This is a genomic window from Paraburkholderia atlantica (assembly GCF_000092885.1).
In the GTDB taxonomy this organism is placed as follows: domain Bacteria; phylum Pseudomonadota; class Gammaproteobacteria; order Burkholderiales; family Burkholderiaceae; genus Paraburkholderia; species Paraburkholderia atlantica.
The window spans coordinates 2,013,692-2,027,726 of the sequence record NC_014118.1 but is presented as its reverse complement, the minus strand read 5'-3'; the positions used below and the strand labels follow the sequence as shown (position 1 = coordinate 2,027,726).

Below are 14,035 nucleotides of genomic sequence, written 5' to 3'. Positions count from 1 at the left end.
TTACGGGTCATCCGTACGGCCACATGGCGATGTTTGACGGTCAGATGTGGATATCGGACTTTCGACAATTGCATGGCTTTTATCCGGGGCAGGCGTATCGAACCATCAAACCTGCATACAAAATATTCCGGCACGACTGACAATGATTAAATTCATTTTGCGTGTTTTTGCCTCACTGGCTGTTGCGTTGGCACTCGAGCCGGGTGTAGCCATCGCAGCGACTCCGGATTCACCAGAAACCGCTGTGAAGGCGTTTTACACCTGGTATTTGCAGCAGGAGGGCAGCGTTTATCAATTGACCGATAGCCACATTTACAGCTATGTGGCGAAACCAACCGTCGATAATCTGCGGGACGACTATCGCCATAAGCGCTTGCCGGGCGGTGCGGACTATTTCACGCGAGTACAAGACATCGATCCACAAATATGGCTCAAAACGATGAGTTTGCATCCCGCTATCGCGCTCGGCGGAACGGTGGTAATTCCGTTGACCTTCGGGTTAGGGGAAAAACAGAATCTGGTCGTATTCGTCGCAAAGGAAAACGGACACTGGCGGATAACCAAGGTAGAGGACACAACCGGCTACCAAGGATTCCACCAGTATGACCCGATGGATTAGGGAATACCTCTCAACCTACACCCCCGCTGTCGAGCGGGCTTTTCAGTCTGTCCCGCCAGCGCGAGTCCGTTAAGCGGTTGCGCAGCCGCTCGTACCGGCACAGTGGCCGACTGCCGCTCGGACGAATCCAAGCTTTCAGCACGATTAATTATGCAATCGTTGAAATACTAGGGAAAACCCCTATCTTTGGTACAATGCTAGCGTTAACCCTAGGTTCTGACGCATGACGCGTCGGCCCGGGAGCCTCGACACGGAGTACCAAATGAATTTCCACACAAGAAAATGGGTCAAGCCCGAAGACCTGAATCCCAACGGAACGTTGTTCGGCGGCAGCCTGCTGCGCTGGATCGACGAAGAAGCCGCGATCTACGCGATCTCTCAGCTGGACAACCAGCGGGTCGTGACCAAGTTCATGTCAGAGATCAACTTCGTCAGCTCGGCGCGCCAGGGCGACATCATCGAACTGGGCATGACCGCCACGCATTTTGGCCGCACGTCGATCACGCTGCGCTGCGAAGTGCGCAACAAGATCACACGCAAGAGCATTCTGACGGTCGAGAAAATGGTGTTCGTCAATCTCGACGAAAACGGCGACCCGGCGCCGCACGGCCGCACGCGTATCCGTTACGCGGACGAGCAGTTCGCTCACTATCGCGCGAACTCCAAGCCGGTGCCGCAAACGGCACCAGTCGCTGCGGTCGAGGAAGACCGGGTCGCGGCGCGCAGCGAGGTCGAGAGCCTGCACTGAGCGGCCTGTGGTAAAGCCGCGGGTTTGGTCGGGCGATGGTTGACTGTACTTCCACGCGGGGCGCCCATCTACGGCGCCCCGTTGTGCTTTGGGGCGCTATTGCGGGGACGACGCCGGCACAGCAGGCGCAGTTGGCGTAGCACCCGCGCCACTGTCCCCCGGATCGGCGTAGTTCGGCAGATCCCCGCCAGGCGCTTTGGTGGCTCCACCGGAAGCCCCATTGGGCGCCGGTGCGGACTCACCCGGATCGTTGTAATTCGGCAGTGCGCCCGGCGCGCCCTTGGCCGCGCCACCCGCTCCCGAATCCCCATTCGGCGTCTCGCCTACATCGCCCGGATCGGAGTAATTCGGCACGCCGCCCGCCGGCGCGCCTGCTGCGGGGGCAGCAGCCGGACCGGTATCGCCGTGATCGTCGTACTCCGGCAGCGGCGCAGGGTTATTGCTCGTGCCGCGCAGACGCGCGAGGCGCTGCTGCACATAGGCATCACGCACGAACGAGTATTTGTCGAGCGCAGCCTGTTCCAGAAGGCTAGTCGCGCCGAGCAGATCCGACCGCGTGCTGACGAACTGCAGCACGTACAGCGGATTACGGGTCGCCGGCTCGACATAGTTCAGCGGATTGAACTTCACATCGACGACGAGCCCCATGCTGTCGCGCACCGTGCTTGGCCCGAACAGCGGCAGCACCAGATACGGACCTGACGGAATGCCCCAATGCCCGAGCGTCAGACCGAAATCCTGATGATGCTTGGGCAGGCCGGCCGGCGTCGCCCAGTCGAGCAGGCCGCCAATACCAAACACCGAGTTGAACGCGAACCGCATGATGTCTTCGGTCGCGTCGGTGATCTTCAACTGCAGCAACGCGTTCGCGGCGTTGGTGAGGTCGCCGAGGTTCGAGAAGAAATTGCTGACGGCGGTGCGCAGCGGCTGCGGCGTCACCTTCTGATAGCCCTTCGCGACCGGCACGGCGATATAGCGATCGACTCCGTCGTTAAAAGTGAAGATTGCCCGGTTCACTGGCTCGAACGGATCGCCCGGCTTGCGGTCCGGGGCGGTCGCGCAGCCGGAAATGAGACCCGCGGCGGTGAGGGCCAGCGCGGTGTTACGCAGCTTCATGCTTATATTCCTTTTTGCTTCCCGCGACGTTGACGCGGCTTGCCCATCAGCACCGGCTGGAAAACCACCGCGCCGATCAGCGTGCAGAACAACGAAAGCGCGAGCAGCCTCCCCATGCTGGACGTGCCCGGATGGTGCGACAGCCACAGGCTACCAAACGCGGTGGCCGTTGTGGCAGCGCTGAACAGCACCGCATGCGTGAGGCTCGACTGCAACAGGCCAGTCTGGCCGTGGCGCCACGCCATCACGAAGTAGATCTTGAACGCGACACCGACGCCGAGCATCAGCGGCAGCGCGATGATGTTCGCGAAGTTCAGCGGCATGCCGAACACCACACACAACTCGAGCGTGACGAGCGCTGAGACCAGCAGCGGGACCAGCGTGCGCAGCACGTCGCCGATCCGGCGCAGCGCGATCCACAGCAGCACGGCGATCGACAGCAGCGCATAGACGGCCGCCTGCAGGAACGCCTTGATGATCGTGTTGGCCGAATGGATGATCGAGATGGGTCCGCCGATCGCGCCCGGCTCGGCCTTCTTCACCGCGCGCGCGAAGCGGGCGAGCATCTGGTCGTCGTTCGGATCGACGCCGGGCAGCACCTTCGGCGCGATATCGACGAGCGCGTGGCCGCCCTTGCCGATCCACATCGCGGTGATGCCTGGCGGCAGCGTCTCGCGAGTGATTTCGGTCGGCTGCAGTAGATTCTCCAGCTGCTTCAACGCGATGCGCAGCGTGTCGGACATCGCGACTTCGGCGCGGTCGCGCGTGGCGGCGTCGGTGGCCGCGAGCTTTTGCAAGGTCGCCGATAGATGCTGCGCCTCCGCCGCGCCCGGTCCCGGATGGTCCTCGGCGGCGAGCGACAACTGATTCGCCGCGCGCTTCAAGGCGGCAACGCGCACCTCGTCGGTGGCTTGCGGCGCGGGCTGCTGTTGCAGCGCCGGCAGAAGCTGCTGCGCGGCGCTCGCGATCAGCATCATCTTCTGCTGCTGGTCGGCCGGCACAAAGGTGCTCAGCGTGTTGACGCGGCCCACTTCCGGCAGCTTGCGCAATCGCTCGGCCATCGCGTCGGCGTCGGCAAGCGACGGCGCCAGCGCCTGCACGTTGTTGACCGCGGCTTCGGGCGAATCCTTCAGCGACAGCAACGTCGCCATCGACTCCGTATGCGGGTCCTTCAGATGCAGCGGATTGAAGTCGAACCGCAGGTGCGCGAGCAGCGGCGTTGCGCCGATCACGACGATCAGCGTGCCGATCAGCACCGGCTTGCGATTGCGGTCGAGGAAGTCGTCGACGGGTTCGAGCTGCTTGAAACCCGGCGAGACGACTTCGCCCGGCGGATTGAAGATCTTCAGCAGCGCTGGCAACAGCGTCATGTTGGTGAAGTACGCGACGAACATGCCGACGCCCGCGATCTGGCCAAGCTCCGACACGCCGCGATACGCGGTCGGCAGGAACGAGAAGAAGCTCAGCGCGACTGCCACGGCCGCGAGCGTGAGCGGCACGCCGATACTGTGCGCGGTGTGCATCAGCGCGGCTGACAGCCTGTCGTCGCGATTGCGCTCCTCGCGATACTTGACGCCGAACTGCACTCCGAAATCGACGCCGAGCCCCACGAACAGCACCATGAACGCGACCGAAATCATGTTGAGCGCGCCGACCATCAACAGGCCGAGCGCGGCCGTGATCGCGAGACCGACGAACAGCGTGATGAACACGGCCGCGATCATGCGGCCCGAGCGCAGCGCGAGCCACAGAATGATCAGCACGACGATAAAAGTGCCGATGCCGTTCAGCACCGCGCCGTCCTGCACCGACGCGAACTCCTCGTCGGCGAGCGGCTGCTCGCCGGTCAGGCGGATCGTCGCGCCGTAGCGCTCCTGAAGATGCAGCGACACCGCGGTCGCGCGAATCGCCCTCGATGCGCTCGCGCCCGGCTCCAGCGCGTCGTAGTTGACGACCGGCTGCACGACCACGAACGCGCGCGCCGGATCGGTAGCGGCGCTTTTATCGACGAGCGCGCGCCACGAGAACGCGGCGGGTTGGCCGGCCAGCACGCGATCGAGCGTGTTCGCGCTTTGCGCAAGCAGCCGGCTCATGTCGGGGAGTTTGACCTGGCCGAGTTGCAGCGGCAGCAGCAGGCTCGTGGTCAGCGTGCCGGCGAGACCGGTCAGGCTCGGATCATGCGCAAGCTGATTGACGAGCGGGCGCGACTGCACGAGTTGCGAGGTGGTGGACATCACCTCGTCGGTGGACGGAAACAGCAGGCCGTTGTGTTCGAAGAACGGGCCACCGGAGGGCTGCGAGACCGACGTGAACTCTTTAGTATCGGCTCTGAGCGCGGCGGTCAGCGCGTTGGCGGCGGCGTCGGCGAATTCGGGCGCGCGCGCCTCGACCACCACCAGCATGGTGTCGCCGCGGTCGGGGAAGGCGGCGTCGATCGCATTCTGGGCTGCCGCCCATTGCTTGTCGGTCTCGACGAGACGGCTGATGTCCGTGTTGATCCTGAAGTTATGCGCGACGTATATGCCGCTCAGGACAGCGAGCACGATCGACAGCGCGATGATCCTGAGCGGATGACGCACCGAATACGCGACGAGACGGACGATATATGGCTTCAGCATGTAGGCGGACGTGGCCTTATCACGGGTGTTGTTTTTGACGAAGGTGCATAAGTATACAGAGCCCGGGCAAGCAAGCCCGACTTCGGTAGCAAGTACGGCTCCTGACAGCTTCGCCAGGATGGGAACGTAATCCCCGCTATACTGGTCTACCCTCTTTAGCCGTGGGGCTACGGCCCGCCGGCGCTACTTCTTTCGAGTCATGACAAGCGTATGAAACGATATCTGACTGCTTTTGTGGCTGCGGCCGTGGTATCCACTGCGGCGTTTGCGCAGAGCGCACCCGACGCGGTGGTAAAAAGTGCGGTCCAGGGCACGGTGACTGCAATGAAGGCTGACCCGCAGGCGCGCGGCGGCGACATGGCGAAGATCACCCAGGTCGTCCAGACCCACTTCCTGCCCGCCACCGACTTCCAGCGCACCACGCGCATTGCTGTCGGCAAGCCGTGGGCGACCGCGACGCCGGAGCAGCAGAAGCAACTGTACGAGCAGTTTACGCTGCTGCTCACGCGTACCTATGCCGCGTCGCTGTCGCAGCTGCGCAACCAGGAGGTGAAGTTCCAGTTTGCGCCGGTCAATGTGCAAAGCGGCGCGACCGACATCGTCGTGCAATCGCACGTGATCAGCACCGGCGGCGACGATGCGATCGACTACCGCCTCACCAAGGGGCCGTCGGGCTGGAAGATCTACGACATCAACATGATGGGCGCATGGCTGATCCAGGTGTATCAGACGCAGTTCGCCGATCAGATCGCCAAAGGCGGCATCGACGGGCTGATCAAGTTCCTGACCGAGCATAATGCGCGCGGCGCGTAAGCGGGTCGGTCGACGGAAGCTGTAATCGGTAAAAGAAAAGCGCGGTGGCCTTGCTTGGCCACTGCGCTTTTTTCATGCTTCATAGGCGGCGCCCGGCCGCCTCCTGTGGAACGCCTCAGTGCGTCGCCGTCGCGGTCTCCACCTTCTTGCCCTTGCCGGCGCGCGTGATTTCTTCGAGCTTGATCTCGACGTGACGCGAGAACACGTACTCGGCGGGACGCTGCTTGTCGAGCGGGATGTCTTGCGCGAACGCGCCCGTAGTCTTCGGACCGCGCATGCTGACCTTCAGCGCCTTCAGCGGATGCGCAACCGTGTCCATCACGGCCGTCGCTTCGAAACCGCAGTGGACCATGCAGTCCGCGCACTTCTCGTAGTTGCCGGTGCCGTATTTGTCCCAGTCCGTGGTTTCCATCAGTTCCTTGAAGGTCTTCACGTAGCCTTCGCCGACCAGATAGCACGGCTTTTGCCAGCCGAACACGGTACGCGCCGGGTTGCCCCACGGCGTGCATTCGTAGGTCTGGTTGCCCGCGAGGAAGTCGAGGAACATCGCCGACTGGCTGAACGACCAGTTCTTGCCGTTGTTGCCGCGCTTGAAGATCTCGCGGAACAGCTGCTTGGTCTTGTCGCGATTCAAAAAGTGCTGCTGATCCGGCGCGCGCTCATATGCATAACCCGGCGACACTGTGATACCGTCGACGCCCATCGGGCCCAGCGTGTCGAAGAACTTCGCCACACGTTCCGGCTGTGCGTCGTTGAACAGCGTGCAGTTGATGTTCACGCGGAAGCCGCGGCGCTTCGCTTCGCGAATTGCGGCGACGGCCTTCTCGTACACGCCTTCCTGCGACACCGAGTGATCGTGCGCTTCCTTGTCGCCGTCGAGGTGAACCGACCACACGAAGTACGGATTCGGCTCGTAGTCGTCCATCTTCTTTTCCATCAGCAGCGCGTTCGTGCACAGGTACACGAACTTCTTGCGCGCCATGATGCCCTTGACGATCTGCGGCATTTCCTTGTGCAGCAGCGGCTCGCCACCGGCGATCGACACGACCGGCGCGCCGCATTCGTCGACTGCCTGCAGGCATTCTTCGAGCGACAGACGCTGGTTCAGGATCGGATCCGGATAGTCGATCTTGCCGCAGCCATTGCAGGCGAGATTGCAGCGGAACAGCGGCTCCAGCATCAGGGCGAGCGGATAGCGTTTGTTGCCGGAGAGATGCTGGCGCATGATGTATGCGCCGACGCGGACTTTCTGTAGCAGCGGAATAGACAAGGCGTCCTCCTTAAACTTCGCGTGCAGCGAGTGGTTGCATCAGTTTCGATGGCAACTTGAATTCGACTTTTTCTTCACGGCCCGCCATCGTCGTGACATCGACGGGCCCCAATGCGCGCAGCGCATCGATTACGTTTTCGACCATTTCTTCAGGTGCCGACGCGCCGGCCGTGATGCCGACCGTGCGCACGTTTGCGAACCATTCCGTCTTCACTTCGGAGCCGTCGGCGACGAGGTAGCTCGCCACGCCGCTCTCGCTGCCGATTTCGCGCAGCCGGTTCGAGTTCGAGCTGTTGGTGGCACCCACGACGAGCAGGACGTCGACCTGTTTGGACAGCTCGCGCACTGCCGCCTGGCGGTTCTGCGTTGCATAGCAGATGTCGCGCGTGTCGGGACCGACGATGTCGGTAAAGCGGCGCAGCAATGCGTCGATGATGCCGCGTGTGTCGTCGACCGACAGCGTGGTTTGCGTCACGTAGGCGAGCGGCGTATCGACCGGCAACTCGAGCTTCGCGACTTCTGCCTCGCTCTGCACCAGCAGCACCGTACCGGGAATCTGGCCGATCGTGCCTTCCACTTCCGGATGGCCGGCGTGGCCGATCAGGATCAGCGTGCGGCCGGCGGCCACGTACTGGCGACCCTGCACATGCACCTTGGTCACGAGCGGGCAGGTGGCGTCGAGCACGTCGAGGCCGCGCGCTTCGGCATCACGTTCGACGGTTTGCGCAACCCCATGCGCGCTGAATATCGCCACGGCACCTTGCGGCACTTCATCGAGTTCCTCGACGAAACGCGCGCCCTTCTGGCGCAGATTGTCGACCACGTGACGGTTATGGACAATCTCGTGGCGGACATACACGGGCGCGCCGTGTTGCTGTAACGCACGATCGACGATTTCGATTGCGCGGACAACGCCCGCACAAAAGCCGCGCGGCTGGGCAAGGATGACTCGCATAAGTTGGCGAACTCCGACTAACGCGGGTTTCGAAGAAGTCGTGAAGCTGACTTTATCGCCGCGCTCATCTTGATTAGTTGACGTCTTGAGCCCCGGCGACCGGCCGGTACAGCAAAACCAAACGCGCATTCTAACGCTATCGGGGCCGCTTTGCTTTCTAGTGCGGCCCGTGTGTTGGGCGCTTGCCGCATTTGCTGGGGCTTGCGGAGGACCGGGGCTACGAGGAGCGTTACAACGATGTAAGGAGCCAGCGCCAGATCGCCTCGCAATGCGCCCGGCCATGACCGCACACTGCACCGCCACGGCGGAACCCTTAAACTACCGGTCCTTGCTGCGCGGACATCGCGCTGTATTACAGAATGGTTTCGAGGCTCGCTGGATGGACGTCGATCAACACGAAAACTTTCCGATCGCGAGCGTGTTGCTGCCGAAGGCGCTACGCGCGCCTGTCGGTATTATCTATCAGGTCGTGCGCACCGCGGCCGATATCTCCGCCGAAGGTCAGTGGAACGCCGCCGAGCGGCATGCCCGCCTGGCCGATTTCCGCGCCGGGCTCGACGCGATCGCGCAACGGCGCGCCGCGCCCGTGCATGCGCTGCTGTTCGGCAAGCTCGCTGGCGTGATCGCGCAATACGAGCTGCCGCTCGAACCGTTCTACGATCTGCTCGACGGCTGCGCGCAGGACATCGATACCCATCGCTACGCGGATCGCGCCGAACTCGTCGACTATTGCCGCCGTTCGGCGCATCCGGTCGGGCATCTGCTGCTGCATCTGGTCGGTGCGGCGACGCCGGACAATCTCGCCGACGCCGACGCGATCTGCACGGCGTCGCAGCTGATCAGCTTCTGGCTCGACGTCGCCGCCGATTGGCAACGACAGCACGTGTACCTGCCGCAAGCCGATCTGCTGCGCTTCGGCGTGACCGAGGCGCAGATTGCCGATGGTGTCGTCGATGATGCGTGGCGCGCGCTGATGGCGCACGAAATCGCGTTCGTGCGTGCCACGCTGATCAGCGGCGCGCCGCTCGCGCTGCGCATGCCGGGGCGGCTCGGCATCGAGCTGAGCGGCGCGGTGCATGCCGGACTGCGGTTTCTCGAGCGCATCGAGCGCGCGGACTACGATGTGTTCCGCAAGCGCCCGCTGCTCAATCTGTTCGACTGGTGCGTGGTGGCGGCACGCACCCTGACAATGCAACTGTCCAGACGCGTCGGCATGGCGACGCGTTCAATCGAGGGTAATGCTTAATGGCGGCGGTCCTGTTCATTCTTTCGTGTGTTTCCCTGCTGATCTGGTGCGTGCTGCTGTTCGCGCGCGGCGGCTTCTGGCGCGCGCGTCCCGCCGCGCCGCTGACCATCGCGGCGCGCGACGCATGGCCGGCCGTCGCGGCCGTCGTGCCGGCGCGAAATGAAGTCGACGTGATCGCCGAGGCGGTCACGTCGCTGCTCAAGCAGGACTATCGGGGCGCGTTCCACGTGATCGTCGTCGACGATCACAGCACCGACGGCACAGCCGACGCCGCGCGGGCTGCCGCGCTGCAGCAGCAATGTCCGGAGCGCCTCACCGTGCTGAGCGCGAAGCCGTTGCCGCCGGGCTGGTCCGGCAAGGTGTGGGCGCAGTCGCAGGGCATCGAGGCGGTGCGCACGCTCGATCTGCCGGCCGAGTTCCTGTTGCTGACCGACGCCGACATCGGCCATCCCGCCGAGGCACTGACGCAACTCGTCGCGCGCGCGGATGCCGAAAAGCGCGACCTCGTCTCGCTGATGGTCAGGCTGCGCTGCGATTCGTTCTGGGAAAAGGCGCTGATTCCGGCCTTCGTGTTCTTCTTCGCGAAGCTGTATCCGTTCGCGTGGGTCAACAATCCGCGCAACCGTACCGCGGCCGCGGCGGGCGGCTGCATGCTGGTGCGCCGCGCGGCGCTCGAGGAGGCGGGCGGCATCGAGTCGATCCGCGCCGAGCTGATCGACGATTGCAGCCTCGCCGCGCGCATCAAGCATCGTGGCACCGGGCGTCATCCGATCCGCCTCGACGTGGCGGCGAAGAGCGTGTCGCTGCGTCCGTACGATAGCTGGCGCGACATCTGGAACATGATTGCCCGTACCGCGTTCACGCAGTTGCGCTACTCGCCGCTGCTGCTCGCAGGCACGCTCGTCGGCATGGCGATCATCTATCTGTTGCCGCCGGTCGCGGCGTTGATCCTCGGGCCGCTCGGCTGGCCGGCCTGGATCGCGTGGGCGGCGATGTGCTGCGCGTATGCGCCGATGCTCGTCTACTACCGGCGCTCGCCGCTGTGGGCACCGTTTCTGCCGCTCGTGGCGCTGTTTTATGTCGGCGCGACGTTCGCATCGGCGGTGCGTTACTGGCGCGGCAAGGGTGGGCAGTGGAAGGCGCGCGTGCAAGCGCCGGTCCAGGAGCGTTAAATTCGGGCGATGGCCGAGGCGCTCGTCGGATGCAGAATGCAGACGTAAAAAAAGCGGCTCCGGGCCGCTTTTTTTCGTCACGCGCTTCTCATCACGCGTTCGTCAGCATCATGTACATCTGGATCACGACGTCGGGCGAGAACGTGAACGGCACCCAGCCGTGGCCGGTGTGGCGCATCACGAGCAAACGGTCGCCGCTCGACTGCTTCTGCACGGCCATCATCGGATTCTTCGTCGACACGAATTGCCAGCCCCGCGGGATGCCTTGCGGCTGCTCCGGCGTCATCGACGCGCGCGCGTTCGACAGTTCCTCGATCAGCCTGCTGATCTGTTCCGGGCGCAGCGCGACGGTCTGGTTGCCGATCGTCATCGTGATTTCGTCACGCGCGGGGCGGTTGATTTCGAGCGTCGGCTGGATTTGCGGGGCGGCCGGCTTATCGATCGTTTCGGCGTTTGCTTCGACGTTTGCTTCGGCCGTTGCTGCGGGGCTCGCGGGCTGTTCCGCTGCCGCTTCTGCCGCTGCGTCGTGCGCGGCATGCTCCACCGCCACGGCCGATGCCGCGTCAGCGTTTGTCTCGGGAGTGTTCTCGGCCTGCGTGGCCACGACAGCCTGAATGAGCTGATCGACGCCCATTTCCAGCGCGCCGAGCTGTTCGTGAAGATTCATGCGAGGTTTCTCAGGTAGGACCCGCGATTTTACCTGCTGCGCGCGGGCTTGGACCCGTCGCCGGCGCGGGACTTGTAACAAAATGCTTACGGCTGTCGCTTACCGCTTCAGATACCCCGCCAGCCGAAACCATTCGAGCGCATCGGCGAGACCCTCGCGATAAGGCCGCGCGCGATACCCCAGTTCGCGTTCTGCCTTCGCCGATGTGAAATACATCTTGTTCTTCGACATCTTCAGTCCGTCGACGGTGACGAACGGTTCGCGCTTCGTGAACTTGGCGACCGCTTCCGCGCCCATCGCGAGCGGATATAAGGGCCAGCGCGGCAGGCTCAGTGTGGGTGCCTTGCGGCCGGTCAACGCCGCGATGTCGGCGAGCATCTGCTGCAGCGGCAGATTTTCGCCACCGAGAATATAGCGCTCGCCGATCTTGCCGCGTTCGAGCGCGAGGAAATGGCCGGCGGCGACGTCGTCGACGTGCACGAGGTTCAGCCCCGTGTCGACGAACGCGGGAATCTTGCCGAGCGCCGCCTCCAGAATGATGCGGCCGGTCGGCGTCGGCTTCACGTCGCGCGGGCCGATCGGCGTCGACGGATTGACGATCACCGCGGGCAGGCCGTCCTCGGCGATCATGCGCTCGACCGCGCGCTCGGCGAGCACCTTGCTGCGCTTGTAGACGCCGATCGCCTGATCGGCGCGCAGCGGCGAGGTTTCGTCGGCGGACTGGCCGGAGCTCGTCACCTTCAGCGTCGCGACGCTGCTCGTGTATACGATGCGTTCCACGCCTTCCTTCAACGCCGCGCGCATCGTCGCCTCGGTGCCTTCGAGATTCGCGCGCTCGATCTCGCCAGGGTCCGGCGCCCACAGCCGATAGTCGGCGGCCACGTGCAGCAGATAGCGCACGCCGCGCAGCGCGTTGCGCATCGATGCTTCGTCGCGCATGTCGCCGACGACGATTTCCGCATCGAGCGATTCGACGTTCTGGCGCGGACTCGTCGCGCGCACCAGCACGCGCACACGAAAGCCCTTGCTTTGCGCGATGCGCGCCACCGACGAGCCGACGAAGCCGGATGCGCCGGTCACGAGCACGAGATCGCGATTCTGTTCGGTCATTCTGATTCCATTTCCTGCGTGACGGTCGACGGATTGTACGTGGCGCGCGCGACGGATGGGTGTTGTCGAGCACGCTCGCCGTGACACGACTAGAATGCCGGCTTGAAAGACAGTCAGGCATTAAAAGGAGGTAGCGGCATGGCCCCGGATCTGGATGAGCGGATCGAAACGTATTACGCGCGGGTGCGCGGCACAGTGCAGGGCGTCGGCTTTCGCCTCGCGACGGTGCGCCAGGCGCACGCGCTCGGCATCAAGGGATGGGTCGCGAATCTCGATGACGGTTCGGTCGAGGCGATGTTGCAGGGACCGGCCAATCAGATCGACCGGATGCTGTCGTGGCTGCGTCACGGACCGCCGGCGGCGCGCGTGACCGAGGTGAGCGGCGAGGAGCGCGCGACCGACAAGCGGTACGAGCGCTTCGAGCAGCATTGAGTTCGAGCCAAGCGGGTAAAAAAAGCGGCGCGCCCTCCAGAGGAGGGCGCGCCGCTTTTTCGTTGATGCCTTGATCGGCCGTGGTTTGCCGCGTAGTCAGCGCTTAGCGCGCAACCAGCAAACTCTCCGCGAATCCCCACTCATCCTCGATCCACTGATGACTGCACACGAAGCCGGCGTCATCGGCGATCGCGGGCAATTCCTCCGCGCGATACTTGTGGCTGCTTTCGGTCCAGATCGTCTCGCCCTCCTTCAGCGACACCGTTAGCTTTGCCGCGCGCACGTGAGCGGTGATATCGCGCTTTGCGCGCAGATGCATCTCGATGCTGCGAGCATCCGGATTGAAGCGCGCGACGTGCTCGAACTCATCGAGCGGGAAGTCGGCGTCGAGTTCGCGGTTGATGCGCGCGAGCAGGTTCAGATTGAACGACGCGGTCACGCCGACCGCGTCGTCGTAGGCGGCGATCAGCACGGGCGTCGGTTTGATCAGATCGGTGCCGAGCAGCAACGCGTCACCGGGCGCGAGCATGTTGCGGATGTCGCGCAGAAAACGCGTCGCCGCGAGCCGGCCGAAGTTGCCGATCGTGCTGCCGAGAAAGAGTACGAGCAAGCGGTCGCCGGGCGCGCGCTGCCGGCTCACTTCGGCGAGACCGGCCAGATAGTCGCGCTCATAACCGACGATCGAAATCCGCTCGATGTCACCGAGTTCGCGCCGGCACAACTGCAATGCACTGCGCGAAATTTCAATCGGGCAGTAAGAAGTGGGGCGCTTTTTACACAGTGCCTCGAGAATGCGCCGCGTTTTGCGGCCGCTGCCGCTGCCGAGTTCGGCGACCGTCACGTCATGCGGCAAATGCTCGACGATATCGGCCGCGTGCTTCGCGAGCAGCCGTTCTTCGGCGCGCGTGACGCCGTATTCGGGCAATACGGTAATCACTTCAAAAAGTGCGGAGCCGACTTCGTCGTACAGATACTTCGACGGCAGCTCTTTTTGTGGCGTGTGGGTGAGGCCGGCGTGCACGTCGGCGGCGAAGGCGCGGCGCAGTTCGGAAGGCGAGTTGCTAAGCGATAGGGCTGGCTGGGTCATGCTGGCTCCAGTAGTCACATTCGATGAGCGGGATTGCTGCCGGGTGGTGGCATGCGCGATGAACGCGGTTGACGCATGCCGTGGGCGAGATGCGCGGACGTCGGTTCATGGCGGCCTCCAAGACTGCGCTCAGAGTTGCATTCGCCGACCCGGCTCGTGGGTGCTGCTGGTTTCGTGCTGCT

13 protein-coding genes are annotated in these 14,035 nt (G+C 63.7%); 6 read left to right on the top strand and 7 right to left on the bottom strand.

Going from position 1 to position 14,035, the window contains the following annotated elements; all coding sequences use genetic code 11:
- Positions 1-142 precede the first annotated feature (142 nt).
- Together BC1002_RS25180 and BC1002_RS25175 are read left to right on the top strand one after the other, a co-directional pair.
- Positions 143-619 carry a DUF3828 domain-containing protein gene (locus tag BC1002_RS25180; protein WP_013092820.1) on the top strand — a complete coding sequence of 159 codons (477 nt, stop codon included), beginning with the start codon at positions 143-145 and terminating at the stop codon, positions 617-619.
- A gap of 262 nt (positions 620-881) precedes the next feature.
- The gene (locus tag BC1002_RS25175; RefSeq protein WP_041735413.1) at positions 882-1,367 is read left to right on the top strand and encodes an acyl-CoA thioesterase; all 486 of its coding nucleotides are present in this window, start codon (positions 882-884) and stop codon (positions 1,365-1,367) included.
- Positions 1,368-1,463: 96 nt separating this feature from the next.
- Here BC1002_RS25175 and BC1002_RS25170 read toward each other — a convergent pair whose 3' ends face one another.
- Both BC1002_RS25170 and hpnN read right to left on the bottom strand, forming a co-directional pair.
- On the bottom strand, positions 1,464-2,483 hold the full coding sequence (locus BC1002_RS25170) for an MlaA family lipoprotein (RefSeq protein WP_013092818.1): 1,020 nt from the start codon (positions 2,481-2,483) through the stop codon (positions 1,464-1,466).
- A 2-nt stretch (positions 2,484-2,485) separates the two neighbouring features.
- Positions 2,486-5,101: a hopanoid transporter HpnN gene (gene hpnN / locus BC1002_RS25165; protein ID WP_013092817.1), complete on the bottom strand. Its 2,616-nt coding sequence runs from the start codon at positions 5,099-5,101 to the stop codon at positions 2,486-2,488.
- A 210-nt stretch (positions 5,102-5,311) separates the two neighbouring features.
- On the opposite strand from hpnN, the gene BC1002_RS25160 reads away from it, so the two are divergent.
- The gene (locus BC1002_RS25160; protein ID WP_013092816.1) at positions 5,312-5,914 is read left to right on the top strand and encodes an MlaC/ttg2D family ABC transporter substrate-binding protein; all 603 of its coding nucleotides are present in this window, start codon (positions 5,312-5,314) and stop codon (positions 5,912-5,914) included.
- 115 nt (positions 5,915-6,029) lie between these two features.
- On the opposite strand, the gene hpnH is transcribed toward BC1002_RS25160, so the two are convergent.
- Both hpnH and ispH read right to left on the bottom strand, forming a co-directional pair.
- Positions 6,030-7,184 carry an adenosyl-hopene transferase HpnH gene (gene hpnH, locus BC1002_RS25155; protein WP_013092815.1) on the bottom strand — a complete coding sequence of 385 codons (1,155 nt, stop codon included), beginning with the start codon at positions 7,182-7,184 and terminating at the stop codon, positions 6,030-6,032.
- Between the two features lie 10 nt (positions 7,185-7,194).
- The gene (gene ispH, locus BC1002_RS25150; RefSeq protein ID WP_013092814.1) at positions 7,195-8,139 is read right to left on the bottom strand and encodes a 4-hydroxy-3-methylbut-2-enyl diphosphate reductase; all 945 of its coding nucleotides are present in this window, start codon (positions 8,137-8,139) and stop codon (positions 7,195-7,197) included.
- 379 nt (positions 8,140-8,518) lie between these two features.
- Between ispH and hpnC the strand changes: the two genes are divergently transcribed.
- Positions 8,519-9,385 carry a squalene synthase HpnC gene (gene hpnC, locus BC1002_RS25145; protein ID WP_013092813.1) on the top strand — a complete coding sequence of 289 codons (867 nt, stop codon included), beginning with the start codon at positions 8,519-8,521 and terminating at the stop codon, positions 9,383-9,385.
- The gene (locus tag BC1002_RS25140; protein WP_013092812.1) at positions 9,385-10,557 is read left to right on the top strand and encodes a glycosyltransferase; all 1,173 of its coding nucleotides are present in this window, start codon (positions 9,385-9,387) and stop codon (positions 10,555-10,557) included. The genes hpnC and BC1002_RS25140 overlap by 1 nt, the downstream gene beginning before the upstream one ends.
- Before the next feature lie 91 nt (positions 10,558-10,648).
- On the opposite strand, the gene BC1002_RS25135 is transcribed toward BC1002_RS25140, so the two are convergent.
- Positions 10,649-11,224 carry a hypothetical protein gene (locus BC1002_RS25135; RefSeq protein WP_013092811.1) on the bottom strand — a complete coding sequence of 192 codons (576 nt, stop codon included), beginning with the start codon at positions 11,222-11,224 and terminating at the stop codon, positions 10,649-10,651.
- A gap of 99 nt (positions 11,225-11,323) precedes the next feature.
- The gene (hpnA, locus tag BC1002_RS25130; protein WP_013092810.1) at positions 11,324-12,334 is read right to left on the bottom strand and encodes a hopanoid-associated sugar epimerase; all 1,011 of its coding nucleotides are present in this window, start codon (positions 12,332-12,334) and stop codon (positions 11,324-11,326) included.
- A 138-nt stretch (positions 12,335-12,472) separates the two neighbouring features.
- Here hpnA and BC1002_RS25125 point away from each other — a divergent pair, with 138 nt between their 5' ends.
- Positions 12,473-12,766 carry an acylphosphatase gene (locus BC1002_RS25125; protein WP_013092809.1) on the top strand — a complete coding sequence of 98 codons (294 nt, stop codon included), beginning with the start codon at positions 12,473-12,475 and terminating at the stop codon, positions 12,764-12,766.
- Between the two features lie 103 nt (positions 12,767-12,869).
- On the opposite strand, the gene egtD is transcribed toward BC1002_RS25125, so the two are convergent.
- Positions 12,870-13,853, bottom strand: coding sequence for an L-histidine N(alpha)-methyltransferase (gene egtD, locus BC1002_RS25120; RefSeq protein WP_013092808.1), 984 nt, complete (start codon positions 13,851-13,853; stop codon positions 12,870-12,872).
- Between the last annotated feature and the right edge of the window lie 182 nt (positions 13,854-14,035).